Origin of the sequence: Rhizobium sp. BK008, from assembly GCF_014197345.1 — a bacterium.
In the GTDB taxonomy this organism is placed as follows: domain Bacteria; phylum Pseudomonadota; class Alphaproteobacteria; order Rhizobiales; family Rhizobiaceae; genus Rhizobium; species Rhizobium anhuiense.
Genome location: NZ_JACIFK010000001.1, coordinates 2,293,251 through 2,318,789 on the forward strand (window position 1 = coordinate 2,293,251; position 25,539 = coordinate 2,318,789).

The following is a 25,539-nucleotide window of genomic DNA, read 5'->3' on the forward strand; positions in this document are numbered from 1 at the left end:
GGCTCAACCGCCGGGTTTCATGCCGATGAGAAGATTGAGGACACGGATAACAACGGGTACAAGAACGATGACGAGGCTTACCGGAAAAAGGAATGCGCCGAGCGGCAGCAGCATCTTGACCGGCAGGGCGTTTGCCTTTTCCTCCGCGCGCACAATACGCAGGTCGCGCATTTCCTTGCAGTAGACCCGCAACGTCTGCGTTACGCTGGTCCCGAGTTCCTCCGATTGGCGGAACAGAACGGAAAGGGCCCGGGCCTCGTCGATCCTCAGGCGGATGGCAAGGTTGGCGAGCGCTTCGCGCAATCGCCGGCCGCCTCGCACCTCCAGCATCATGATCGAGAGATGCAGGCCGAAGTCCTGCCGCTTGGCAACGAATTCCCGGGCAACGCGGTTCGCCGCCGCCTCGATGCTCATCCCCGCATCGAGGCAGACGATCAGCATATCCATGAAATCGGGAAAGAGGCGGCGGTACTCTCTCTCCTTGGCGGCACCGCGCCGGTCGATATAGATGTTGACCAGAATAAAGGTCGCACCCGCAGCAAACATGCCAAGGATCAGCGTCACCATCTGCGACATATCAGGCGCGAACCGGTTCAGGGCCCAGACCGCCGCGACCAGCATGCCGATACAGACCACCGCGCGAATCACTTGGAAGGTGGTCACGGCCCCGGCAGCGAAATACCCCGCCCGGATCAGCCGGTTCTGGGTGGAGTTCACATTGGTGTCACGTCGCGTAATCTCGAAATAGCGACGGATCAGGCGGTTTTCCGCCTCGCCGAGATCGGCAATCGTCGTATCGCCAAGGTGGAACTCATCGCCTGTTGCCGCCGAGCTCTTCGACACCCGGACCGAGACCTCGCGCTGTCGAAAAAACAATTCCGATGCTGCTGCGGAAAAGATCAGCACTGCGAAGAAGACGATGAGGTAAATTCCATACTCACTCGACATAACAGCCTCAGTACTCGAAGTTGACCATCTTGTAGAGAATGACATTCCCGATCGCCATGACGGCCAGCAGCACGCTCACCACCATGGTTCCGTGGCCGCTATCCCAGACGGGATCGAAGTAGGTCGGCGACAACGCCTTGATCATCGCGTAAAGCAGGAACGGATAGAGCGACATGAAGATCGCGGTGATGCGTCCTTCCGAGGAAATCGCCTTGACCTTTGCCTTCAGCATATACCGGTCGCGCAGCGTCTTCGAAAGGTTCTGCAGGATCTCCACGAGGTTTCCGCCGGTTCCGGCCTGTACGCTGAGCGATATCGCAAGCAGGTTCAGATCCTCGACGCCGACCCGGTCCGCCAAGTTCACAAGGGCATCGTCCAGCGTCACGCCGTAGGTGAGTTCGTCCGAGAGGAGGCCGAACTCGGTGCCGATCGGATCAGGCATCTCGCGTGCCACCAAAGAAATCGCCGCCGGCAGCGGGTGGCCGGCGGCCAGGCTGCGATTGGCGACATCGAGCGCTTCAGGAAGCTTCAGTTCGAATTTTCTCATGCGGCGCGCCCGGGCGCGCCAGACGACGAGCGCGGGGATGAGGAGACAGATCAGGAAAAAGACGGGGATCCTGAACAGAGGGCTCGGCACGAGGAACCCCGCGGCCAGCCACGTCAAAAGGGCGCCAGCGATCGCGAAGAGAGCAAATCGCCTGGCATCGAACTTGATTCCCGACTGGGCGTAGAACTGCAGCAGCCGCTGCATGATAGGGGTTTGCCGCCAACCGCCGCCGGCCCCGCGCTCCTTCAGCATATCGCTATAGGTCTTGCGATGATCATCGCTGACCTCGAGCAAGCTCAGCCGATGGTTCACGGCGCGGTGTCGTTCCGTGCTCTTGAAGTAGTTGCGCATGATTGCTTCGACCGCAACAAGGGCAGCGGTGAAAACGGCGGCGTAAAGGAGCGTCAGGGTCATTGGACAGGTCCCGTCTGCAGCGGTTTGCCGGGATCAAAAATCGCCACAGGGATCTCGATCCCGAGTTCGGCAAATTCCTCAACGAACCGCGGCCGGATGCCGGTGGCGCGGAATTCTCCATGGATCCGCCCGCCTTCGTCGGTGCCGGTTTTCTTGAATTTCATAATCTCCTGCATCTGCACGACTTCGCCCTCCATGCCGGTGATCTCGGAAATCGAGACGACCTTGCGGCTGCCGTCGCTCAGGCGCTGGACCTGTACGATCATGGTGATGGCGGAGGAGATCTGCGAGCGAATGCTCAACTGCGACATCGGCATCCCTGCCATGCCGACCATCTGCTCAAGCCGACCGACGGCGTCGCGCGGCGTGTTGGCGTGAATGGTCGTCATCGACCCCTCGTGACCGGTATTCATCGCCTGCAGCATGTCGAACGCCTCGTCGCCGCGCACTTCGCCGACGATGATGCGGTCGGGACGCATGCGCAGGGCGTTTTTCAAAAGCTCGCGTTGCCGGATCTCGTTGCGCCCGTCGAGCGTCGGCGGCCGGGTTTCCAGACGCCCGACATGTGGCTGCTGCAGTTGAAGCTCGGCCGCATCCTCGATGGTGATCAGGCGCTCCCTTGGAGAAATCTGCGACGAGAGAGCGTTGAGCAACGTGGTCTTGCCGGAACCCGTGCCGCCTGAAATGACCATGGACACCTTGCCCTTGACCGCGGCGCTGAGCAGGACGCGCATCGCATCGGCCATGGCGCCATATTGCACCAGACGCTCCATCGTCAGCGGCTTGCGTGTGAATTTGCGAATGGAAACGAGCGGTCCATCGACCGAGATCGGCCGGATGGCGACGTTGACACGCGAGCCATCCTTGAGGCGGGCGTCAACCATCGGCGTTGACTCGTCGACACGGCGGCCGACCGCCGAGACGATCTTGTTGATCACCCGAAGCAGGTGGTCCTCGTCTTTGAACCGCACGGCGGTGCCTTCGAGCTTGCCGCTCCGCTCGACATAGACGCTGTTGTAGCCGTTGATGAGAATATCAGCAATTGTGTCGTCGGCCAGCAGCGGCTCGATCGGTCCAAGCCCGAGCATCTCGTCGGTGATATCGCGGATCAGATCATTGATTTCCTTGGCATTCAGCGGAAAGTTGTTGTTCCGGATATAGTCTTTAACCAACGGCCGGATCTCGGTCGCGATCTCCTCGTTGTCGAGCGTGTCGAGGATCCCGAGGTTGATGCGATCGAGCAGGTAGCGGTGCAGATTGACCCGCTCGGAAACCATGTCCGGCCCGAACGAAGCCTCTTCGCCACTCGCCGTGGCGCTGTCGGAGGCCGGTTGGGCAGGCATGTTTTCAACTGCGCCGACCAAAGACAGTTCGGCCGCCTCCAGATCTTCGCGGCTTTCCGGCTCCCGCTGCTTGTAGAAACGCCCGATGATACCGTTCGCCATGTTTCCCGCCCCTGAACTCTTATTTTACAATGACCGTGGAACCGACTTTCACCCTCTCATAGAGATCGATGACGTCGGCATTGCTCATGCGAAAACAGCCCGATGACGCGAAACCGCCGACCGTCGACTGCTCGTTCGTTCCATGAATGCGGTAGAGCGTGTCGGTCCCGCCCTTGTAGAGATAGATCCCGCGAGCACCCAATGGATTGAGCGGACCGGCCGGTACCAGGTCCGGAAGTCCGGCTGCGCGCGCCTTCATCTCGGCAGGCGGGCGCCAGTCAGGCCACTCTGCCTTGCGTCCAACCTTGACGGTGCCGCTCCAGCGAAATCCGTCTCGTCCGACGCCGATTTTGTAGCGGATCGCGCGTCCTTCGGAGATGACGAGATCCAGCGTACGATTGCCGCTGACGATGACGATTGTCCCAGCCGCATAGCTTTTTTCGATCGTCACCACGGCGGCTGTCGTCGGCCCAAGGCTTCGCGGCACAAGCCCGGCTGCCGCGGCATCCCCGGCAACGGCCAGAATTGCCAAAACCGCCAGAGCAACATCGGCGGCGCGGGACCTTATGCGCCTACTGTCGATCGCCGTCATCGCACCAGTGCTCCAAGTTTACCGACCGCGCCGCAGAAGCGCGCCCGGGAATTCACCTGAAATGGCAGCACGCCGCGGTTGACAGCCTCGCTCAAAGTATCCCAGTCATCCGCAATGACATGCGTCGGGATCTCCTTGAAGATCTTTTCCGTTTGTTGTCGGCGCAGGCCGAGCCCGAAAAGCTTGGCGCGGTATTTGTTGATGACGATGAATATCTGATCCGAACTGCCACGCAGCCGTACGAGATTGGCAAACAAATCCTTGGCTTGAGAAAGCGCAGGGACCGTCATTTCGGTGACGATGCAGATACTGTTGACCGACGCGAGCACCTCGTATTTCCACGGCGTGTCATAATAGGGAACGTCGATGATCGTGTGATCGCTCTCGAAGGCGGCCACGTCGAGCATACGCAGCACGAGTTCACGGCCCTTCGGCGCCAGAAGAACTGATGGCTGCTTGAAGGACAGCAGTGAAAAGCCCCCCGAATGACGCTTTCGGACCAGATCGATGAATTCCAGATCGACCCGTGAAGGATTGGCGATGACGGGTTTCAAGTCGTAGTCGTTGACGAGGTTGAGATAATAGCCAAGCGCCCCGGAGCAGAAATCCGTGTCGAACAAGTCGATCCGCGGCGTGGAATTCTTGGTCGGCTGGGCCAGCACATGCGCAAGCGACGAAGCGATCATGCTGGCGCCCGCGCCGCCGACGGCCGAGACCACGGCATGCACCCGGCTGTCGCTGGCCCCGGTGCCTGGCGCATGGGTCGAAATCATGTCGATCAAGGCGCGGCGCTCGAGCGGCTTCTTCAGCCAGTCATTGCCGTTCAGGCGGAAGAGCAGCCGCAGCATATCGTCAGGCAGGTCTTCGGAAACGACGACGAGCGGAATGTCCCGATAGCTGGCGCGAAACGCGAAAAGCTCCGGCTGGTGCAGCAAGTTCCCATTGTCGACGTCGAGAACGATCAGGTTGAATTGCGTCGGATCGAAACGGCCCTTTTCTACAAGCGCCTTCAGCGAGAGATGGCGGACATCGTAACGCGAAAGCGACCCGAACGTATCGAGCATGAAGCTCGCTGCAGCCGCGTCGTCGGAGAGAACCAGGATCTTGGTGGATGCGGCAATGTTCATGTGAGCTGTCATTTCGCTTTCCTACGCATAATTTAAGGAGTCAGCAGGTTGAGCACGTCTTTAGATCTTCCGTCGTGATCGTCACCGGATGGGCCGGGATGGTGACGTCGTTCAGTCCCAACAGCCCGCCGAGGATCGGCAGATCGAAGGTGATATTGCGCACCTCCAACCGCATCGTCAGCACGGGCCCGTCCGGCCGGCCCCAATAGCCGAGCCCGGATCGCTGATAGGTGACCATCAGCTTATCCGGCGTGATGCGCCAATTGAGGTCGCAAATGCCGGGGTGAGGATCAGTTCCCGCGTTGCAAACGCCGTCGCTTCCCAGGACGATCCGGTTCAATGCCGCCGTGCTGCAGTTCGCTAGAGCCGGTCCGCAGGTTGAGGATATCGTGGCATCGTTCGGGGCCGCTTTGCCATTGTTGAGCGGATTGGCAGCTTCGATTGGGAAAACGGCAGTGAAATTCGTCGTCAGCGGATCGGATACAGCGGCCAAACGGGCACCATATTGCAGTGCCTTGACCGTCTGGTTCCACTGCGACATGGCATAGCCGAACTCGATGAAGGCGGCGAATACCAGCATGACGATCGGAAAGGTCAGCAATGCTTCGACAAGGATCGCACCATTGCTATCCTGCCAGAATGTCTTGATCGCCCTAGAGGTCACCATCCGATATATCTCTCTTCGTGGGAGGAACTGATCGTGATGGCACTGATTCCGAGAAAGCCGAACACCGGCGAGGTCTCGTAGAGATGAGCAGTGGAAACGGTGATATTCCCATCCGCATCGGGTGCAGTGATGGTGATGTCGGCAGCGTCCTTCCAGCCGGGGACGCGGGGTATAGCGCCTGCCGCAGGTGTTTGCGTTCCGTAAAAGGCGATCGTCTTCGCAGTCGCCTGATTGCATGTCGGCACATAGGTTCCCGACACCGGCCGGCATCGCGAAAGGTAACGCCCCGCATCGCGCAAGCCTGCGTCGATCTGCATACGCTCCCAGAAGATGCTGCCAAACTCCAGTATCCCCGCCGCAAAGAGCGTCACAAAGGGGATGGCGAGCAGCGCTTCGGCAAGCACCGCGCCTTCCTCCCGCCGCCAGAAGCCGAGGCAAAGCCGATGCCTGACAAAGTTGCAGAGCGCCATCATCTGACCAACTCCGCTTCTTCCCGCAGGAATTCGTCCAGCGTACCGCGACCACCCTTGCCGGTGATGTCGATCATCTCCAGGGAAAGGTATCGTTCGCCGGCATCCTTTATCGCCGGCTTGGTCAGGAACATGCGCGCGAAGGCCACGGCACGCGTGGCCTTGTGACCGTTCAAATGGCCGACCGAGGCTTCATAGCCGCAATTGACGATGGCTGAGAAGATCTCGCGGCGATCACCGTATTCGGCCGCCGTATAGTTCGAAAGGTCCGGGCCGGTATAGCACTGGCCGCCGGTTGCCGGTGTTCCGGTCTCACCATTGGCCGAGGCATGGCTGATGAGAGACGGGTTTGCCAACTCGTAACGATAAACATCGTAAGCAGAGGGTTGGTTTGGTGTTCCGGTCGGCGCCGGATAACTGGAGTGGCTGCCGAGGACTGTGCTCACCGAGGGCGCGGCCGTTCCCTGCGCGACATTCCAATATGTCATGTACTGCCAATTGTTGCTGCTGCTGATCTTGCCGCCGGCAAGCGAGGTCATGGACGCCCCGTAGCCGAGCGGCAAAGCCTTGGTGGCATCGCCGACAACGGCTCCGGCCATGACCGGATTGTAAGTATCGCAACCCTTCTTTCCCTTACCGGTGATCGTCTGGGCGGAGCGCACGTTTTGGGCGGGTCGGTAACGATAATCGCCGTTTGCCTTGTTGAACGACGAGGAGTAAAAACCGAAGCGCGTATTGACGCCGTCCTCGACTGGCCCCGCCTTTGCGCCGGTCTCCGTATCAAGGCTGTCCTGCGTGTAGCAGGTACCGGGATTGCCGGTGGCAAGAGCCTCCGCCAGCACGGACGCACCATTGCCCAAGGGGGTCCGCAGGAACCCGAAATTGCCGGGACCGGGATTGGACGCCGAGGTGCTGTGAAGCTCGATCTGTCGCCCGTAGAGATTGCCGGCCGCAAAATTGGTGTGCAGGGCCGCGGCTGCAGCTTCGCTGGCGCTTTCACTCGTATTGCCCGCCGGCTCGAACGGATTGCAGATAAAGATCGGCGTCACGTCGCAGGCGCTGGCGTGGTATACCGCCACGGCGTCGGCAGAGATGTTGATCGTATCGCGGGTGAAGCCAACCGGGATCGGAAAGATCGTCGTCATCGCCTGCGGCTTGGCGATGACCCAGGCGTAGGACGCTTCGCTGGCCGTGGTCGTTTCCATCGAAGACGGGATGGGCGTATCGTCGTTGGCCGGGATGCTCTTCAGAAAAAGCACGGTGACCGTGCTCCCGGCATCGTTGCCGGCGTCATAGGCCACGGTAATATGCGAGCCAAGCGACATGCCGGTCCCGCCCCCGGAAAATGCCGCGCTATTGGCGATTTTTTCGATCGCCGTCTGCGCTCTCGAAATGGCATCATCGCGGCCATCGAGTTCGCGGGCTCCGGCCAGCGCCATCGCATCGACCGCGTTCTGGAGATCGGTATGCAGGTTGCTGCTGCGGCCGACATCGATGATCAGCAGCGAAAAGCCGAGAAGCATCGGCATGGCAATGAGCGTCAAGGCGATGACATAGCCACGATGATCGTTCCAGAACCGTCTGATAACCCTGCTCAGCATTGGCATACCCCCATCGCGGCGCTATCGCCGTGACGACCCTGTTTCGTGCATTTCCCCTTCCGGCGCGCTGCCGCCGTTCATGCCTTTCGACAGCTACTGGCTGACGGTGGCCCCACTGGACGCCCCATTGGCCTCCATGGCCGGCGACGGCTGAATAACGCCCACCCCACCGTTCTGATACTGAGTGACCGCCCTGCGAATTACCTTGCCATCGCTTGCGATACGGGTTCGCTGGGCCTCCGGCGGGAACGGGTCCTCGGTATGGATGGCCTTGTTTGCTTCCATGGCGTTGCCGGCCCCGAAGGTGATCGTATCGCGATGGTTCATGTAGTCGGCACAGCCGGAAACGAGGCCGGCGGCGGCAAGGACGAGAAGGACGCGCTTAGCGTTTTGTAGCAACGGCTTGGACTCCCTGGTTCAGGTCGAGACGATGGCCATAGGGCCCAGTCACGCCTACGCCATTGCGAAAGCGTCGGAGCATGTCCTTGTCGACTTCCAAGACACCGAGCGCGAAGAGCTCGACGTCGTTGGACGAACGCGTCTGGTCGAGCGGACTGTAGAGGTCCTCGCCCGGGCGAGCCGGTCGGACTATGTGCGGGGTGACGACGATGACGAGGTCGGATTCCTTCTTCTGGAAACTCGTCGAACGGAACAATGCGCCGAGGATCGGTATCTTCCCGAGGCCCGGCAGTTGCTGGATGTCTTTGGCATTGATCGACTGCAGCAAGCCCGCCATGGCAAAGCTCTGGCCGTCGCGAAGCGCTACCGTGGTGCTCGCAGCACGCGAGATGAAACCTGGATTGCCGTTGACGTTGATCGACGGATCAAGCTCGGAAACCTCAGGCTCGATCTCCAGATTGATGACGCCGTCGTCAAGCACCACCGGCTTGAAGGTCAGCCGCACACCAAAGGGGCGATAGTCCGTCTCGGTGGCGACTGTCGTGCCGTTGTTCGTCGTCTTCAGGATCGGCACTTCACCGCCGGCATGGAAGCTGGCGGTCGAGCCGCTCATTGCGATGAGGTTCGGCTGAGCCAGACGACGCACCAATCCCTTCTGCTCGAGCGCATTGATGACAACGTCGATACGGCCGCCGGAGATTTCCAGCACCTTGGCGATCAACTGGCCGAAGGGCAGCATACCCGTTGCCGCACCCTTGGGGTCAAGGAGGCTACGGGCCAGGTTGCCGTTATCGTCCACGGTGATACCCTGGCTGGTCGTTGCCTTGCCGATGCCGTTGTTGCCATGCCCGGACCAACCGATCCCGAGGTCCCGACCCGTCTGGCGCGAGGCTTCGATGACACGAACCTCCAGCATCACCTGCTGGCTGTCGCTGACGCGCAACTGGTTCAGCACCGGCTGCTCGGAATAGGACTGGGCGATTTCCATCACCCGCTGCAATTCGACGCCGTCACGAACCATGCCTGTCAGGCGAATGCGATCGTTGGAGTTGACCACGGTAACCCGGGCCGAGGGCGCAGCAGAGCGAATGGCGGCGGCGACTTCGGTGAAATCGTTGGCAACGCGGATGTCGATGACGCCGAGAAGCGATTTGTCGTCGCCATAGACCGAGATATTGGTGGCGCCGGTCTTCTTGCCGCGGATGAACAGCGACCGGTCGGAAAGCGGCACCACGTCGATCATATCGGCGCTGCCGATGACGAGATCGCCGAAGGGCTGGCCGGTATTGAGCGTCAGCGTCTCGTTCGGAGGCAACGTCACATGCTGGACCGATTTGCCGAGGGTGACCGACTTTTCCTGTGCGTTGGCGCAGCCGACAAATCCGGGCCCCAAACACACACAGGCCGAAAACACTGCCGCCAGTGCCGCAAGGCTTTTGGTCCTTGCGATTCGTCTCTTGCCGTTCGCCATGCCTGCTTTAGCCCCCCTCCTTCGGCTGGCCGCACCTGCGGCAGGCCGCATAAACATCACTGGATCAGGCCGACTCGGTGCTCCTCGCGCTTCGTCGTGTTCCAGACCCCCACCGTCACCCACTTCGGCTCGACCGGCAACACCGGTTCGACCTTTTCCTCCACAATCTGCACTTGTTTTTCGGGTTCTGGCAACTTATTCTTTTCCAGATCATTGCCGAGCTCCGTCGCCATCGCCCCGCCACCGAGGTCGGCGACGGTGATCGGTCGGGTTTGCTCGACAGAGGAAGAGGCAATATTGCGAAGCGCCAGTGAGAGCGTGCCGATACTGGAGCCGAGGGTCAGGCGCTGCGCCTCATCGGTCGTGACCTCAAAGGTCACGGTTTTCACGACGGATGGCTCGTCCTTGCGCTCGTCCGCCGTCTGGTCCACCGCCAGCACCTTGACGCCTTGCAGCAACACGTCGACGAAGGTCTGATCGTTGCCGGCCGGCCCGCGCACTACCCGCGTCAGAAGCACGTCGACGCGATCGGAAGGCCTGACGAAGCCGGCAACGCCGAGCACATCGTTGACGCGGATGGAAACTGCCTTCATGCCCTGGTCGAGGGCCGCCGACAGCGTGGCGCGTTCGCCGGTACCAGTGATTTTCGAGGATAGCACCGGCTCGCCAGGGTCGATCGCCGCCATGGCATAACGCGGCTGGGCATCGCTGCCGACGACCGCCTCGATGCTGACGAACGAGCCTGCGGGTGTTTCATTCGAGGGCCACGGAATGGCCCTGAGATTTTCGGATCGGATCCGGTCGCCGAAGCGCATTGGCTTGGCGGCGACAACGAGTGTCCGTTCCTCGGCCTTCATGCCGTTCATCGCCAGCAGCCGAGCCTTCTGATCGGAGAGATACTCGCGCATGCCGAAAACTGCTGCTGCTGCGAGGACAAACGCAATAACGAGACTTAAAATCGTTGACGAACGCATCGCGGTTACTCGCTACACTGGACGGAACGCATCCATTCATTAATTCTAATTTAGAAGAGAGGGGTTAACAAAAACCCCTCGCTTCTTCGAACGCCAGTATCAGGCTGCTGGGGCGGTCAGGTTGGTTGTAAACCAGCCTGCCCAGCCGTTCCAAACGGTAGCCAAGTTGGTGCCGGCCAGTGTCACCGCTGTGATCACGCCGCCAACCAGCAAGGCAAGCAGAATGAGGTATTCCGTGAGTGCGACGCCGTCTTCTTCCCGCGCGAAAGCGCGTACGCTATTTACAAAGGCTTTCATCGAGAATTTCCTCCCAGATAAGTTGTGCGCCGTAATTTCCCCCGGCCACCTTGTCGTCGAGACCGCCCCTTCGACTGGGAATATTAATAATCTCTTAAGACTAATTTAGTCAATTGTTTTATACGGAGGCGTTCGGCATCTATACTTTATGGTTAAGACCAAAGTCCCGGAGCCATTTGTAAAAACTGACGCACTCGTCTGGATTTATTGGAATACGACTTAAAGACCCGACTATAGTAGCCCAAAAGGTTGAATACCATGCTGCAAGTAATCCATGTCATTAGTTCGCTTTCGGTATTTCTTTTTCTCTATGCCGCATGGACCGATTTCCGCACATGGAAGATCCCCAACTCGATAGTGCTCGCATTGATTGCACTTTATGCATTGCGCGCGGCGGCCGTGATACTTGGCTCACAGGACGTCGGTGCTGCGCTATTTGCTTCGAGCGGAATTGGCGGCGACGTCGGCGCCGGCCTGCTGATGTTCATGCTGGGGGTGATGCTCTGGGGGCTCCGGCTGTTTGGCGCAGGAGACGCCAAGCTTTTCCTGCCGATCGGCCTTTTTATCGGATGGCACGGAATGCTGCCGTTTTCGTTTTTGCTCCTCGTCCTCGGCATCGTGACGCTCCTGGTCCTGCGGCTGCCGGTGCCGCTGCCCGTCGCACATCTCGCCTTTTTCATGCGTGTGGAGGAAATCCGGGCGAGCCGGAAGGTGCCCTATGGCGTCGTCATGGTTTTCGCCGCGCTCCTCACCTTGGCTTTGCCCATTATCCGACAGCAGTGACCTGGCATCGGCACAGCCGCTTCCTCGCAACCGCCCCATTGCCAAAGCAGGATGTTGCGCGCCTGCGGCCACGGATCTTCGACCGGTGGGTCGAAGCGAAGCGCCGCCACCAGCCATGATTCAATGGCTCTAGGCAATCTCGGCGTAGCCGCACCTGAGCTCTCAGTGGTCGACTTGCCCTATTTCTATGGGCGTGGCGGCGGCAGCTACCGTTTCGGTTAAGCCTGGGTCAACCAGCGGGGCTGAACGGCATCAGGACTTCAGCTCCTTCCAGGCCGCGTCCAGCGCCAGCTTGGTAATCCTTGCTATCTCGTCCACCTCCGCATGGCTGATGACGAGCGGCGGCGAGGCCAGCATGCGGTCGCCGGTGGCGCGCAGCACGAGGCCGTTCGCCAGCGCGTGGTTGCGCACCAGCGCACCGACCTGATCGGGCTTGGCATAACGGGTGCGCGTGCTTTTCTCGGCGGCAAGCTGCAGGCCGCCCATCAGGCCGATGCTGACGGCTTCTCCGACGAGATCATGTTCGGCGAGCACTGCCCAGGCCGTGCCGAAATAGGGACCGATATCGTCGCGCACGCGTTCGACCAGTCTTTCCTCCTCGATGATGCGCAGGTTTTCGAGTGCGGCGGCCGCACAGACCGGGTGACCGGAATAGGTGAAGCCGTGATTGAACTCGCCGACCTCGTTGATCAGCACATCGGCGATGCGGTCGCTGACGAGCACGCCACCGATCGGCAGGTAACCGGAGGAGAGCCCCTTGGCAATCGGCGCCAGATCGGGCTCGACGCCGAAATACTGGTGGCCGAACCAGGCGCCCAGCCGGCCGAAGCCGCAGATCACCTCGTCGGTCACCAACAGAATATTGCGCGCCTTGCAGATCCGATCGATCTCCGGCCAGTAAGTCTCGGGCGGGATGATGACGCCGGCGGCGCCCTGCACCGGCTCGGCGACGAAGGCTGCGACATTCTCCTCGCCCAGCTCGTCGATCTTCGCTTCGAGCTCGCGCGCGACTTTGAGACCGAATTCGGCGGGCGAGAGATCGCCGCCCTCGCCGTACCAGTAGGGCTGGCCGATATGGACGATGCCTGATATCGGCAGGTCGCCCTGTTCGTGCATGTATTTCATGCCGCCGAGGCTGGCACCGGCGACGGTCGAGCCGTGATAGCCGTTCTTCCTCGAGATCACGATCTTCTTCGACGGCTTACCGACGGCGCTCCAATAGACCCGGGCCATGCGGAACCAGGTGTCGTTGGCCTCCGAGCCGGAGCCGGTGAAGAAGATATGGTTGAAACGGGCGCCGGCATGGGAGGCGACCTTCTGCGCCAGCAGCGTCGTCGGCGTCGAGGTCGTGCCGAAGAAGGTGTTGTAATAGGGCAGCTCGTTCATCTGTCTGGCGACGGCGTCAGTGATCTCCCGGCGGCCATAGCCGATATTGACACACCAGAGGCCGGCGAAGCCGTCGAGATATTTCCTGCCGTGATTGTCGAAGATGTGGACGCCCTCGCCGCGCTGGATGATGCGCGTGCCTTCGGCATTCAGCTTCTTCATGTCGGCGAAGGGATGCAGGTGGTGCGCGGCGTCGATCGCCGCAAGGTTCGAGGGCGGGTAGCTATCGGGCATGGTGGTAAAGACCCTCGCGGATTGAAAGGCTGATGTCGATGGGTTAGGAGCTTGGCCTTGTCCCGGAGGATTTTCAAGGTCATGGCGAGCGACAGGATGGACGGCACGGCCGAAGGCGGCGACCCGCGTTTCGAGGTCCTGATCGTCGGCATGAACGGCGACCTGCGCGGCAAGCAGCTTCCGATCGGCGCCGAAAGCAAGATCTGGTCCGGAGACATCCGCCTGCCGACCTCGACGCAATCGCTCGACATCTGGGGCGACGACAATGACGACATCACCGGCCTGTCGCTGACGATCGGCGATCCCGACGGCATGCTCGTTGCCGACCGGCGCAGCCTGGCGCCGATGCCCTGGGCGCCCGAAGGCTCGATGCAGGTGCTCGCCAGCATGCACGAATTCGACGGCAGCCCGAGCTTCATGGACCCGCGCGCCATCCTCGCCTCGGTGCTGGAGCGCTATGCCTCGCGCGGCCTGACGCCAGTGGTGGCGACCGAGCTGGAATTCTACGTGATGGCGGGAGACTGGCGCGAGACCGGACGCCCCGCCCCGCCCGAAAGCCTGACCTATCGCGGCGAGCCGAACGGTTTCCAACTTTACGACATGAGCGCCGTCGACGCGCTCGACGATTATCTCAAAACGCTGAGGGCCTATGCGAGGGCGCAGGGGCTGCCGGCGGATGCGACGACGGCGGAGTTCGGCCCGGGCCAGTTCGAGGTCAACCTGCTGCACCGCCCCGATGCGCTGGCAGCCGCCGACGATTGCCTCTATCTCAAGCGCATCGCCGAGCAGGCGGCGCGCCGGCACGGGCTGAAATCGACTTGCATGGCCAAGCCCTATTCCGAACATGCCGGCTCCGGCCTGCATGTGCATGCGAGCATCATCGACGGCCAGGGCCGCAACATCCTCGATGCCGAAGGCGGCGAGCCGAAGCGGCTCAAATCGGTGACGGCAGGCCTGCTTAACACCATGCGCGAGGCGCAGCTGATCTTCGCGCCCTTCGCCAATTCCTACCGGCGGTTCCAGCCGGGCTCGTTCGCACCGGTCGATCTGACCTGGGGCAGCGGCCATCGCGGCACGGCGATCCGCATACCCGACAAGGACGGGCCGGCTGCACGCATCGAACATCGCGTCGCCGGCGCCGACGCCAATCCCTATCTGCTGCTCGCGGCGATCCTTGGCGGCATGCTCACCGGTCTCGACGACGAACTCGACCCCGGCGAAGAGACGACGCCGTCGCACATGCCGGCGAATACCGCACGCCTGACGCATGATTTCCTGAGCGCCGTCGAAAGCTTCCGCACCTCGCCCTTCATCGCCGATATCTTCGGCGCCCGGTATCAGGCGCTCTATGGCGACACCAAGCGCAAGGAAGCGCTGGCGCATCTGCGCACCGTCTCGGATTTCGACTATCGCACCTACCTGCCGCGGCTCTGAAATCTACGCGGCCGCCGACTTACGCGGCGGGCTCGCGGCGTTCGCTGGCGTGCACCTGCGCCGCAAGACCCTGCTTGACGAGAACCTTCAATTCGCCCGGATGCAGCCGGATCGAGACATCGCGTTCGAGTGGCAGCAACTCACCGTCCATGACGCAATTGGCCTTGAAGCGCAGTTTCGGGAAATGCAGGTGCACTTCGGCCGGGTGCATCACCATGACGTCGGCATTCTCGCGGAACTTGCCGCGCAGCATATCGATGGCGAGACGGGCGACACCCAGAGGCTTCAGCGGATTTGCCGTGTAGAAGCCGAGTTCGCCGCTTGTGAGATTATCGGCATAGAGCAGCGCATTTTCGCCGAAGGGGTTGTTGGAGACTGAAATCGCCGACACCCTGCGACGCTCCCTCATGCCGGCCGCCTCGAAATCGACCTCGAATTCCGGCGGATTGAACACGACGCCCAAGGCCGCCTTCGTGCTCGCCCGGATCTTGCCGAGCCGCGAGCGATAGCTGTAAGCGTTGCGGTAGCGCACCATGCGGGCATGCAGGCCGGCGGAAAACTGGTGGATGAAGGGCCGGCCGTTGGCGCTGGCGATATCGACATTGTCGATCTCGCCGGTGGCGAGCACATCGAGCGCCTGCCAGATGTCGAGAGGCACACGCAACGAGCGGGCAAAGAGGTTCATCGTGCCCGCAGGCACGACACCGAGCGCAATGCCGTTTTTCCAGGCGATCGAGGCCGCCGCCGAAATCGTGCCATCGCCGCCGCCGGCGACGATCCCGTCGATATCGTCCCGCTTGGCCGCTCGCTCCATGGCGGGAATGATTTCCTTTCCGGAGAAGACGATAGCATCGAAATCGTGCCCCGCTTCGCGGAAAGCCGCCTCTGCCCTCTTTTCGTAGGCCAGCATGTCGGTGGTCTTGAAGGTACCGCCGTCGCGATTGAAAAAGCCTACAAGCTTCATAAGGGCTCCAGTCCCTGGCGTGGAGATAATCCTGCCTTTGTCCATCAGATGGTTGCGATCATGGCGATTTCAAGCGCCACCGCTTCCCCGCAGAAATGACAGAAATGCAAAATTTGCAATAGACGTATGCACATAGCAGGACGCTGCACTGCAAAAAATGCACTCGACGCCAGCCTGAACGTTAGGGATAGATGAAGTATCGGGGACATGGGTCTCCACCTCCCGCCATTTTACGATCGGCTCGCGGCCGCGCCTGCGCCAAGGGCCATTTCCAAGCAGAAACCGCCTCGAGGAGCTCTCGTGAGTGAGATTGCCGTCAATATTTCCGTCGATAGCCGCGATGAAGAGCTGCCGTCGACAACGACCGTGGCGCTGGTGCAACTGGCGCTCGCCTGCGGCGGCTTCGGCATCGGCACCGGCGAGTTTGCGATCATGGGGCTGCTGCCCAATGTCGCCGAGACTTTCTCGGTCACCACACCGCAGGCCGGCTACGTCATCAGCGCCTATGCGCTCGGCGTCGTCGTCGGCGCACCCGTCATCGCCGTGCTCGCCGCGAAGATGGCGCGCCGCACGCTGCTCCTGACCCTGATGCTGATCTTTGCCGCCGGCAATATATCAAGCGCCATGGCGCCGACCTTCGAGACCTTCACCCTGCTGCGTTTCATCAGCGGCCTGCCGCATGGCGCCTATTTCGGCGTCGCGGCTCTTGTGGCCGCCTCGATGGTGCCGGTGCACCGCCGCGCCCGTGCCGTCGGCCGCGTCATGCTCGGCCTGACGGTCGCTACCCTCCTCGGCACGCCGCTGACGACGTTCTTTGGCCAGTCGCTCGACTGGCAGGTGGCGTTTTTGTCGGTCGGCGTACTCGGCCTGCTCACTGTGGCGCTGATCTGGTTCTACGTTCCGAAGGACCAGGTTTCCGAGGAAGCGGGGTTCCTGCGCGAACTCGGCGCCTTCCGCCGGCCGCAAGTGTGGCTGACGCTCGGCATCGCCGCCGTCGGTTATGGCGGCATGTTCGCGATGTTCAGCTATATCGCCTCGACGACGACTGCAGTGGCGATGCTGCCGGAAAGTGCGGTCCCGATCATGCTTGTTCTCTTCGGCGTCGGCATGAACGCAGGCAATTTCATCGGCTCGTGGCTCGCCGACAAGTCGCTGCTCGGCACGATCGGCGGGTCGTTGGTCTATAACATTGTCGTGCTGACCACCTTTTCGCTGACCGCCGCCAACCCCTATATGCTCGGCCTTTGCGTCTTCCTCGTCGGCTGCGGTTTTGCCGCCGGCCCGGCGCTGCAGACGCGGCTGATGGATGTCGCCGCCGATGCGCAGACGCTTGCCGCCGCTTCCAACCATTCCGCCTTCAACATCGCCAATGCGATCGGCGCCTGGCTCGGCGGCCTCGTCATCGCCTGGGGTTACGGTTTTGCGGCAACCGGTTATGTCGGCGCAGCGCTCTCATTCCTCGGCCTCTTCGTGTTTGCAGCCTCGTTCCACCTCGAGCGCCGCAGCCGGAGCGCGCAGGCCGTCTGAGGCCATGCGCAACTCGCGGCCTTCCGGGCTGCAGAAGACATAATCATCGCCCCATGCTGCGAGCGCTCGAATGACCGGCTTCAGCGTCATGCCGAGCGGCGTCATTGCATATTCGACGCGCGGCGGCACCACCGGAAAGACGGTGCGCGACACCAGACCGGACTCTTCCAGTTCGCGCAGTTGCTTGGTCAGCATGCGCTGGGTCACGGCCGGCAGTTTGCGGCGCAGTTCGTTGAAACGCAGGGTTCCTTCCATCAGATGAAAGAGGATCACGCCCTTCCACTTCCCATCGAGGTAAGTCAGCGTCGCCTCGACCGGGCACCCGGGAAAGTTCGTGACGAGCTTGGCGCGCGGCAATGACATTTTACGGTATCCTTTTGGGTACTACGTACAGAATTTGTGCATTCTTGCGTTGTCAGAACATAGTGCGCATCTAGCTTCCGTGCAATTAACACAGGAGTCTCCCATGCGCGCCGTCGCTTATAAAACGCCCCAACCGATTTCCGCCGAGACCTCGCTGATCGATGTCGAACTGCCGATGCCGGAGGCCAAGGGTCACGATCTGCTCGTCGAAATAAAGGCCATTTCGGTCAATCCCGTCGATGTGAAGGTCCGCGCCCATTCCGCACCACCCGCTGACGAGCTTAAGGTGCTCGGCTGGGACGCCGCCGGTATCGTCAAGGCTGTTGGCGCAGAGGTCACGCTGTTCCGGCCAGGCGACGAAGTATTCTACTCCGGCGTCATCAGCCGCCCGGGCAGCAATGCCGAATTCCATCTCGTCGACGAGCGCATCGTCGGCGCCAAACCGAAGAGCCTGGATTTCGCGGCCGCGGCCGCCCTGCCGCTGACCTCGATCACAGCCTACGAAGCCCTGTTCGACCGGCTGAAGGTACAGGACGCAGTGTCGGGAGCGGCACGCTCCATCCTGATCGTCGGTGGCGCTGGCGGCGTCGGCTCGATCGCCATCCAGATCGCCCGGGCCCTGACCGATCTCACCGTGATCGCGACCGCGTCGCGGCCGGAAACGCAGGGTTGGGTGAAGGAACTCGGCGCGCATCACGTCGTCGACCATTCCAAACCGATCGCGCCTCAGGTGGCAGCGCTCGGCATCGGCGCGCCGGGATTCATCTTCTCGACCACCAATACCGACAGCCATATCGGCGACATCGTCGAAGCGATTGCGCCGCAGGGCCGCTTCGCGCTGATCGACGACCCGAAGACGCTCGACATCGTGCCCTTAAAGCGCAAAGCCATCTCCGTTCATTGGGAACTGATGTTCACCCGCCCGCTCTACGGCACGCCTGACATGATCGAGCAGCACAAGCTGCTGAACAAGGTTTCCGAACTCGTCGACGCCGGAAAGATTCGCACTACGCTTTCGGAGATCGTCGGGCCGATCAGTGCTGCCAATCTCAAGAAGGCGCATGCCATGGTCGAAAGCGGCAGGATGAAGGGCAAGGCGGTGCTTGCAGGATTCTGAGATCGCCAGCAGGGCCGATGTTTCGGTTCCGCAAGGTCGTACAAACCATCCCCGTCCGGAGTGCCGCATCGCGGGGTGCGACATTCTGGCGTTAAGCATTGACCCCGCTTGACTTTTTCCGCGTTCGGGACCACCTAGCAAACACGTGACCGACACCTGTCGGCCACGGATTTCAACGGAGCCATCTTCACGATGCCAAGCGACAGTAGCAGTCGATTGCCTTTGCCGTAGGCGGCCCTCGTGCGCTGACCGACTCCTGTCGGCTCGCCCGATCGGACGCTACGGCGGATCGACGGAAAGGCGAGCCTCACATGAATATCAATCGCTTCCCTCTTCGGGCAGGCCATGCCGCCCGTGCCTTCATCAACAACAGCCGCGGCGCAACGATCGCCGAACGCGTCGATGCGTTGAACGCGCTCGCCGTCCAGGATGCCGGGCGTGTGCTCACCGGCATGCCGCTGGACTATGCCGTCAACATTCTCGACCGGCCGGAGCTTCGCAACGCTGCACAGATCCTTGCACTGATCAGCGCGGAGGACGCCGCACGGCTGCTGCACGGCATGTCCAACGACCGCGTCGCCGACGTGCTGCTCGAACTCGACGGCGAGACTCGCGCCCGGCTGTTCTCCAGCCTCGACGAGCCGGTGCGCATCGCGATCCAGCACCTGATGGGCTATCCGCCACGCACGGCCGGCGGCATCATGACGACCGAGTTCGTCAGCGTGCCTGACAGCTGGACCGTTGCCCAGACGCTCGACCATGTGCGGCAGGTCGAACGCTCGCGCGAGACCGTCTATGCCATCTACGTGCTCGACGAGATCAGCCACGCGCTCATGCATGTGGTGACGCTGCGCCGGCTCATCACCGGCGAGCCGGAGGCTTCGATCCTCACGGTGGCGCAGAAGGGTGCGCCGGTTTCGGCCGACCCGCTGATGAAGCAGGAAGATGTCGCCCGGCTGATCCGCAAGCACGACCTGCTCGCCCTGCCCGTCATTGACGAACATGGGCAGGTGCTCGGCATCGTCACCGTCGACGACGTGATCGACACGATGATATCGGACACGACGGAAGCCGCGCAGAAGTTCGGCGGCATGGAAGCCCTCGGCCAGCCCTACATGAAGATCAGCTTCGCCGGCATGATCCGCAAGCGCGCCGGCTGGCTCGCCGCGCTCTTCCTCGGCGAAATGCTGACGGCAAGCGCCATGCAGCATTTCGAAGGCGAGCTGGAAAAGGCCGTGGTGCTGACGCTGTTCATCCCGCTGATCATGAGCTCCGGCGGCAATTCCGGTTCGCAGGCGACCTCGCTGATCATCCGGGCCCTGGCGCTCGGCGAGCTGAAGCTTTCCGACTGGTGGAAGGTGCTGTTGCGCGAGCTGCCGACCGGCATCGTGCTCGGCGCGATCCTCGGCCTGGTCGGCTTCGTCCGCATCGTCTTCTGGCAGTCGGCCGGGCTCTACGATTACGGCCCGCACTGGCAGATGGTCGCCGTCACGGTATTCGCCGCCTTGATCGGGATCGTCACCTTCGGCTCGATCTGCGGCTCGATGCTGCCCTTCGTGCTGCAGAAACTCCGGCTCGATCCGGCCAGCGCCTCGGCCCCCTTCGTCGCCACGCTGGTCGACGTCACCGGGCTCGTCATCTACTTCTCGGTGGCGCTACTCATCCTCAGCGGAACGCTGCTGTAGCGCCCAAAACGGCAAGCCCGAGGAGAATTATTTCCCCTCGGGCAGCTTCAACGGCCCATGCGTCTTGATGCTGCGGATGGCGAAGTTGGAGCGGATGTCGCTGACATTCGGCAGCGTCAGCAGCGTTTCCGTCAGAAGCCGTTCGTAGGCGGCGAGATCCTCCACCACCACTTCGGCGAGGAAATCGGCCGTGCCCGAAATCAGGAAGCAGGAGACGATCTCGGGGATGGCGAGCAGCGCCTTCTGCTGCGCCTCGGAATTTTCGCGGCTGTGATGGACGACCTTGAATTCGACGAAGACGGTCAAGCCGAGACCGACCTCCTTGCGATCGATATCGGCCGTATAGCCGCGGATGACGCCGGAGCGTTCGAGATTGCGGATGCGGCGCAGGCAGGGCGACGGTGAAAGGTTCACCTTCTCGGCGATCTCGACATTGGTGGCGCGCGCATCCTCCTGCAGGCACTTCAGGATGGCAATATCGAATTTATCGAGATTTGGCATTTTCGCGATCCCTGTCGGCACGGATTGGCAGAAGATTGCGTCTAGCATGATTTTAGAGCCAGAGATAGCAAGGACATGCCCTGCCCTCTAGCGCTAGTCTTTTCTCAACCGGAGAGGCTCCGGACGAGAGAAAGGACAGGACGATGACCACCATTGCATTTACGAACGACAAGTCGCCGTCGCAGGCGTTGGGCTATGCCAGCGGCACTCTGACCGTGTTGATCTGGGCGACATGGTTTCTCGTCACCCGCCACAGCGCCGCAACGCCACTCGGCTCGATCGACATCGGACTGATCCGCTTCGGAATTCCGGCGCTGGTGCTTGCACCCGTCTGGCTGAAGACGGGACTGCTGCCGAAGGCCCTGCCGCTCCACCTGCTGGCGATCATGGTCGCCGGTTCCGGCGCCGTCTTCTTCCTGCTGACCACGCTGGCAATCCATTCGACGCCCGCCGCCTCTTCAGGCATTCTGCTCGGCGGCTCGATGCCGCTCGCTGCGGCGCTGATCGGCATTGCGCTGTTTCGCGAAAGACCTGACAGCACGCGCATCGCCGGGCTCGCCGCGATCATCGCCGGAGTACTGATCCTGCTGACGCAGAGCCTTGCGGACGCCTCGCTGCCCTGGACGAGCTTCGTGTTGCTGCCGGCCGGCGCCGTTTTGTGGGCAAGCTATACACATGCCTTCCGCCGCTCCGGCCTGACCGCCGTACAGGCGAGCGCCCTGATCGCCGTCTGGTCCTTCCTGATCATGGGCGCGCTTGCCCTTGTCTTCGGCATCTCACTGCCGCAGGCTTCTCTCCCGGATATCGGCCTGCAGGTGCTGAGCCAGGGCATTCTGTCCGGCCTGATCGCCATGCTGGCTTATGGCACCGCCGTCAGAACACTCGGCGGAACGCAGGCCGCCGCCTTCACGGCGCTGACACCGGTGCTCGCAACCCTCGGCGGCGGATTCCTGCTCGGCGAAGCGATCGGCATCACCGAAATCAGCGCCGCGGTGATCACCGGCATCGGGGTGGCGCTTTCGACGGGTATTGCCGCGCCGCGCCATTGACCATCAGCGGGAACCAACACGTCAACAGCCGTCGACAGCGATCGCTGCGGCGGCTTTTTCAATGAACCAGATTTTAGTCGCTCAAGCCTGGATGACAACGACCCTGGCACCGACTTCGACGCGGCTATAGAGGTCGATCACGTCGTGGTTCATCATGCGGATACAGCCGCTCGACATGGCAAGACCGATCGATTGCGGCTGGTTGGTGCCGTGAATGCGGAAATGCGTGTCGCCGCCGCCGCGGTAGAGATACATCGCCCGCGCACCGAGCGGGTTGTTCGGGCCGCCAGGCATACCGCCGGCAAGCTTGCGATAGCGTTCTTCGCGGCGCTGCATGTTTTCGGTCGGCGTCCAGCTCGGCCACTCGGCCTTGCGGCCGATATAGGCGTCGCCGGCAAAGGCCAGCCCCTCGCGGCCGACGCCCACCCCATAACGCACTGCCCTGCCGTCGCCGAGGACATAGTAGGCGCGGCGCGCCGGGGTATCGACCACCACTGTGCCGGCAGCGTGTGTGGTTTCATAGGCCACTTCCTGGCGGCGGAGCTCCGGCTTGATCTTGTCGATCGGCACCTGCTTCAGCGGAAATTTTTCTTCCGGAAGTGCGGCGTAATTGGTCTGGCTGTTCAGGCCGGTCGAAGAGCAGCCGGCGACAAAAAGCGGCAGAGCGATCAGAAAGCCCCGGCGGGAGATCGTCATGAATGTGTCCTTAGTGCGTCAACATGATGTCGCAAGCTAAGGAAATTATGGTTAACGAACGACTAACGACGGCCCGCAATAAGCGATCACGAAGGCGTCAGCACGTGAAAATTGTCGGCAGCGGGGATAATCCGCCTCACATATTCGGATAGACCGGCCCCTCGCCGCCCTGCGGCGGCACCCAGTTGATGTTCTGGTTGGGGTCCTTGATGTCGCAGGTCTTGCAGTGCACGCAGTTCTGGGCGTTGATGACGAAGGTGTCCTGCCCGTCCTTCTCCACCCACTCATAGACGCCGGCCGGACAGTAGCGTGTCGACGGGCCGGCATAGATATCGTGCTCGGAACGCTTCTGCAGGCCCATGTCCTTGACCTTGAGATGCACCGGCTGGTCTTCCTCGTGATTGGTGTTCGACAGGAACACCGAGGACAGCCGGTCGAAGGTCAGGACGCCGTCCGGTTTCGGATAGGCGATCGGCTTGTGCTGCGATGCCGGCTCCAGCGACTGCGCATCGGTCTTGCCGTGTTTCAGCGTGCCGAAGACGGAAAAGCCGAACAGCGTATTGGTCCACATATCGAAGCCGCCGAGCGCCACGCCAAGGGCGGTGCCGAACTTGGACCACAGCGGCTTGACGTTCCTCACCCGCTTCAGGTCGCGGCCGATGTCGCCCTTGCGCCATTCGTTCTCGATCTCGGCGACCTCGTCATGGCTGCGGCCTGCTTCGATCGCCGCCGCCAGCTTCTCGGCCGCCAGCATGCCCGACAGCACCGCATTGTGGCTGCCCTTGATGCGCGGCACGTTGACCAGACCGGCCGAACAGCCGATCAGCGCGCCGCCGGGGAAGGTGAGCTTCGGCACCGACTGGTAGCCGCCCTCGGTGATGGCGCGCGCCCCATAGGACAGCCGCTTGCCGCCCTCGAAAGTGGTGCGGATCGCCGGATGCGTCTTGAAGCGCTGGAATTCCTCGAAAGGATAGAGATAGGGGTTCTTGTAGTTCAGGTGAACGACGAAGCCGACCGCCACCAGATTGTCCTCGAGGTGATAGAGGAAGGAACCGCCGCCGGTCTTCATGCCCAGCGGCCAGCCGAAGGAGTGCTGCACCAGACCCTGCCGATGGTTCTCCGGCTTGACCTGCCAGAGTTCCTTGATGCCGATGCCGAATTTCTGCGGCTCACGGTCCTTCTGGAGATCGAACTTGGCAATCAACTGCTTGGCGAGCGAGCCGCGCACGCCCTCGCCGATCAGGGTATATTTGCCGAGCAGTTCCATGCCGCGGGTGAAATTCGGGCCAGGCTCGCCGTTCTTCTCGATACCCATGTCGCCGGTGGCAACGCCGATCACCGCGCCCTCGTCATTGTAGAGCACTTCCGCTGCGGCAAAGCCCGGATAGATCTCGACGCCGAGTTCTTCGGCCTTGGTCGCCAGCCAGCGACAGACATTGCCGAGCGAGACGATGTAATTGCCATGATTGTTCATCAGCGGCGGCATCAGCACATTCGGCAGGCGAATAGAGCCGGCCGGGCCGAGCAGCAGGAAGTGATCGGCGCTGACCTCGGTCTTGAACGGGTGCCCCTCCTCCTCACGCCAGCCGGGCAGCAGCCGGTCGATGCCGATCGGATCAACGACGGCGCCAGACAGGATATGCGCCCCGACCTCAGAGCCTTTTTCCAGCACCACGACCGAGAGGTCCGGATTGACCTGCTTCAGCCGGATCGCCGCCGCAAGACCGGCCGGACCGGCGCCGACGATCACAACGTCGAATTCCATGCTCTCGCGTTCGGGCAGATCAGTCGTCTCGGTCATTCACTCGTCTCCGCTTGGCCGCACGCGGCCGTCATCCCCGTCATGGCACTTTCTTGTCAAAACGAGAAAGCATTGTCGAGCCGGGATACGACAGCCAATCTTCCAATTCGCACAATGATATGCCTCACCAGTCAGAATTATATAACGTTTACGTCAACGTCAATTGTCAAACGCCACCAACCCGGCGACATTCCCTTTCCTTTTCCGCCGCCTGCGCCTTATACATCGCTGGAAAAATATCGGAGGATATCATGGATCTCGGCATCACAGGCAAACGGGCGCTCGTCCTCGCCTCCTCGCGCGGCCTCGGCCTCGGCATCGCCGTGGCGCTGGCGCGGGAAGGCGCGAACGTGCTGCTCTGCGGGCGCAGCGGCGAACAGCTGGAAGCCAATTGCAAGGCGATCAACAGCGAAGGCAAAGGCCGGGCCGACTGGATCTGGGCCGATCTCGGCGACGAACGCTTCGTCGAGATGGCGACGACGGCGGTGAAGGAAAAGTTCGGCGGGCTCGATATCCTCGTCAACAATACCGGCGGACCGACGCCGGGCACGACGGAGGAGATGACGGGCGAAAAGCTCGAGACCTATTTCTTCTCCATGGTCGCCCGCGTGATCACGCTCACCAACGCGCTGCTGCCCGGCATGAAGGCGCAGGGCTGGGGCCGCATCCTGACGATTGCCTCATCCGGCGTGATCGAACCGATCGCCAATCTGGCGCTGTCGAATACGCTGCGCCCCGCCCTTGCCGGCTGGAGCAAGACGCTTGCCTCCGAAGTCGCAGGCTTCGGCATCACCACCAACCTGCTCCTGCCGGGTAGCATCCTGACGGCACGGCTCGACGATCTCGATGGGGCTGCGGCTAAGCGAACGGGCAAGAGCCTCGAGGAAATCCGCGCCGACAAGGAAGCGCGCATTCCGGTCGGCCGCTACGGCAAGGTGGAGGAATTTGCCGCAACGGCTGCCTTCCTGTGCAGCCAGCCGGCAAGCTACATCACCGGCTCGCTCATCCGCTGCGACGGCGGCGCGGCACGGTCCGTCTGACCATCGC

Annotated in this window: 25 protein-coding genes; 7 read left to right on the forward strand and 18 right to left on the reverse strand. The window is 61.8% G+C overall.

Translation table 11 applies throughout. The features are described from left to right. Positions 1-3: 3 nt before the first annotated feature. The 12 genes from FHT69_RS11290 to FHT69_RS11345 all read right to left on the reverse strand — a co-directional run bounded on the left by FHT69_RS11290 (position 4) and on the right by FHT69_RS11345 (position 10,952). Entirely contained in the window at positions 4-948 is a 945-nt protein-coding gene (locus FHT69_RS11290) for a type II secretion system F family protein (RefSeq protein ID WP_132574696.1), read from the reverse strand. A gap of 7 nt (positions 949-955) precedes the next feature. Then, a complete protein-coding gene (locus tag FHT69_RS11295; protein ID WP_183905341.1) occupies positions 956-1,909 on the reverse strand; it encodes a type II secretion system F family protein in 954 nt (317 codons plus the stop codon). Further along, a complete protein-coding gene (locus FHT69_RS11300; protein WP_047616183.1) occupies positions 1,906-3,354 on the reverse strand; it encodes a CpaF family protein in 1,449 nt (482 codons plus the stop codon). Before FHT69_RS11300 ends, FHT69_RS11295 begins: the two co-directional genes overlap by 4 nt. A 19-nt stretch (positions 3,355-3,373) precedes the next feature. Next, positions 3,374-3,946: a L,D-transpeptidase gene (locus FHT69_RS11305; RefSeq protein ID WP_132574692.1), complete on the reverse strand. Its 573-nt coding sequence runs from the start codon at positions 3,944-3,946 to the stop codon at positions 3,374-3,376. Further along, positions 3,943-5,085, reverse strand: coding sequence for a pilus assembly protein (locus FHT69_RS11310; protein ID WP_132574690.1), 1,143 nt, complete (start codon positions 5,083-5,085; stop codon positions 3,943-3,945). The genes FHT69_RS11305 and FHT69_RS11310 overlap by 4 nt, the downstream gene beginning before the upstream one ends. A gap of 28 nt (positions 5,086-5,113) precedes the next feature. Continuing rightward, positions 5,114-5,740 (reverse strand): TadE/TadG family type IV pilus assembly protein, encoded by a 627-nt coding sequence (locus FHT69_RS11315; protein WP_048338681.1) that lies wholly within the window; start codon positions 5,738-5,740, stop codon positions 5,114-5,116. Then, positions 5,734-6,213, reverse strand: a complete 480-nt coding sequence (locus FHT69_RS11320; protein WP_048338682.1) for a TadE/TadG family type IV pilus assembly protein — start codon at positions 6,211-6,213, stop codon at positions 5,734-5,736. Before FHT69_RS11320 ends, FHT69_RS11315 begins: the two co-directional genes overlap by 7 nt. Further along, positions 6,210-7,811 carry a TadE/TadG family type IV pilus assembly protein gene (locus FHT69_RS11325; protein ID WP_183905342.1) on the reverse strand — a complete coding sequence of 534 codons (1,602 nt, stop codon included), beginning with the start codon at positions 7,809-7,811 and terminating at the stop codon, positions 6,210-6,212. Before FHT69_RS11325 ends, FHT69_RS11320 begins: the two co-directional genes overlap by 4 nt. A gap of 93 nt (positions 7,812-7,904) precedes the next feature. Then, positions 7,905-8,210: a hypothetical protein gene (locus FHT69_RS11330; RefSeq protein ID WP_048338684.1), complete on the reverse strand. Its 306-nt coding sequence runs from the start codon at positions 8,208-8,210 to the stop codon at positions 7,905-7,907. Next, on the reverse strand, positions 8,194-9,681 hold the full coding sequence (locus FHT69_RS11335) for a type II and III secretion system protein family protein (RefSeq protein WP_048338685.1): 1,488 nt from the start codon (positions 9,679-9,681) through the stop codon (positions 8,194-8,196). The genes FHT69_RS11330 and FHT69_RS11335 overlap by 17 nt, the downstream gene beginning before the upstream one ends. 56 nt (positions 9,682-9,737) lie before the next feature. Beyond that, positions 9,738-10,655, reverse strand: a complete 918-nt coding sequence (gene cpaB, locus FHT69_RS11340) for a Flp pilus assembly protein CpaB (RefSeq protein WP_048338686.1) — start codon at positions 10,653-10,655, stop codon at positions 9,738-9,740. 99 nt (positions 10,656-10,754) lie between these two features. After that, the gene (locus FHT69_RS11345; RefSeq protein ID WP_018241340.1) at positions 10,755-10,952 is read right to left on the reverse strand and encodes a Flp family type IVb pilin; all 198 of its coding nucleotides are present in this window, start codon (positions 10,950-10,952) and stop codon (positions 10,755-10,757) included. A gap of 258 nt (positions 10,953-11,210) precedes the next feature. Here FHT69_RS11345 and FHT69_RS11350 point away from each other — a divergent pair, with 258 nt between their 5' ends. Continuing rightward, positions 11,211-11,735, forward strand: a complete 525-nt coding sequence (locus FHT69_RS11350; protein WP_132574688.1) for a prepilin peptidase — start codon at positions 11,211-11,213, stop codon at positions 11,733-11,735. Positions 11,736-11,987: 252 nt separating this feature from the next. Here the strand turns inward: FHT69_RS11350 and FHT69_RS11355 are convergent, their stop codons facing one another. Then, a complete protein-coding gene (locus FHT69_RS11355) occupies positions 11,988-13,355 on the reverse strand; it encodes an aspartate aminotransferase family protein (RefSeq protein WP_097595000.1) in 1,368 nt (455 codons plus the stop codon). A gap of 81 nt (positions 13,356-13,436) precedes the next feature. Here FHT69_RS11355 and FHT69_RS11360 point away from each other — a divergent pair, with 81 nt between their 5' ends. Beyond that, positions 13,437-14,789, forward strand: a complete 1,353-nt coding sequence (locus FHT69_RS11360; RefSeq protein WP_097594999.1) for a glutamine synthetase family protein — start codon at positions 13,437-13,439, stop codon at positions 14,787-14,789. A gap of 19 nt (positions 14,790-14,808) precedes the next feature. On the opposite strand, the gene FHT69_RS11365 is transcribed toward FHT69_RS11360, so the two are convergent. Continuing rightward, positions 14,809-15,753: a diacylglycerol/lipid kinase family protein gene (locus FHT69_RS11365; protein WP_047616159.1), complete on the reverse strand. Its 945-nt coding sequence runs from the start codon at positions 15,751-15,753 to the stop codon at positions 14,809-14,811. Between the two features lie 300 nt (positions 15,754-16,053). Between FHT69_RS11365 and FHT69_RS11370 the strand changes: the two genes are divergently transcribed. After that, the gene (locus tag FHT69_RS11370) at positions 16,054-17,280 is read left to right on the forward strand and encodes an MFS transporter (protein ID WP_183905343.1); all 1,227 of its coding nucleotides are present in this window, start codon (positions 16,054-16,056) and stop codon (positions 17,278-17,280) included. Here the strand turns inward: FHT69_RS11370 and FHT69_RS11375 are convergent. Further along, positions 17,206-17,643, reverse strand: a complete 438-nt coding sequence (locus FHT69_RS11375) for a winged helix-turn-helix transcriptional regulator (protein ID WP_052215230.1) — start codon at positions 17,641-17,643, stop codon at positions 17,206-17,208. The genes FHT69_RS11370 and FHT69_RS11375 overlap by 75 nt on opposite strands. A gap of 103 nt (positions 17,644-17,746) precedes the next feature. On the opposite strand from FHT69_RS11375, the gene FHT69_RS11380 reads away from it, so the two are divergent. Then, positions 17,747-18,760, forward strand: a complete 1,014-nt coding sequence (locus FHT69_RS11380; protein WP_183903985.1) for a zinc-binding alcohol dehydrogenase family protein — start codon at positions 17,747-17,749, stop codon at positions 18,758-18,760. A gap of 311 nt (positions 18,761-19,071) precedes the next feature. Then, on the forward strand, positions 19,072-20,445 hold the full coding sequence (gene mgtE / locus FHT69_RS11385) for a magnesium transporter (RefSeq protein WP_048338692.1): 1,374 nt from the start codon (positions 19,072-19,074) through the stop codon (positions 20,443-20,445). Positions 20,446-20,472: 27 nt separating this feature from the next. Here the strand turns inward: mgtE and FHT69_RS11390 are convergent, their stop codons facing one another. Further along, positions 20,473-20,994, reverse strand: a complete 522-nt coding sequence (locus tag FHT69_RS11390) for an Lrp/AsnC family transcriptional regulator (protein ID WP_174824460.1) — start codon at positions 20,992-20,994, stop codon at positions 20,473-20,475. A gap of 95 nt (positions 20,995-21,089) precedes the next feature. Between FHT69_RS11390 and FHT69_RS11395 the strand changes: the two genes are divergently transcribed. After that, entirely contained in the window at positions 21,090-21,995 is a 906-nt protein-coding gene (locus tag FHT69_RS11395) for a DMT family transporter (protein WP_048338694.1), read from the forward strand. 81 nt (positions 21,996-22,076) lie between these two features. Here the strand turns inward: FHT69_RS11395 and FHT69_RS11400 are convergent, their stop codons facing one another. Both FHT69_RS11400 and FHT69_RS11405 read right to left on the reverse strand, forming a co-directional pair. Beyond that, complete coding sequence (locus FHT69_RS11400) at positions 22,077-22,691, reverse strand: L,D-transpeptidase (protein ID WP_047616146.1); 615 nt, start codon at positions 22,689-22,691, stop codon at positions 22,077-22,079. A 136-nt stretch (positions 22,692-22,827) separates the two neighbouring features. Beyond that, positions 22,828-24,492 carry an electron transfer flavoprotein-ubiquinone oxidoreductase gene (locus FHT69_RS11405; RefSeq protein WP_183905344.1) on the reverse strand — a complete coding sequence of 555 codons (1,665 nt, stop codon included), beginning with the start codon at positions 24,490-24,492 and terminating at the stop codon, positions 22,828-22,830. 251 nt (positions 24,493-24,743) lie between these two features. On the opposite strand from FHT69_RS11405, the gene FHT69_RS11410 reads away from it, so the two are divergent. Beyond that, positions 24,744-25,532: an SDR family oxidoreductase gene (locus FHT69_RS11410; protein WP_183905345.1), complete on the forward strand. Its 789-nt coding sequence runs from the start codon at positions 24,744-24,746 to the stop codon at positions 25,530-25,532. Positions 25,533-25,539: the final 7 nt, after the last annotated feature.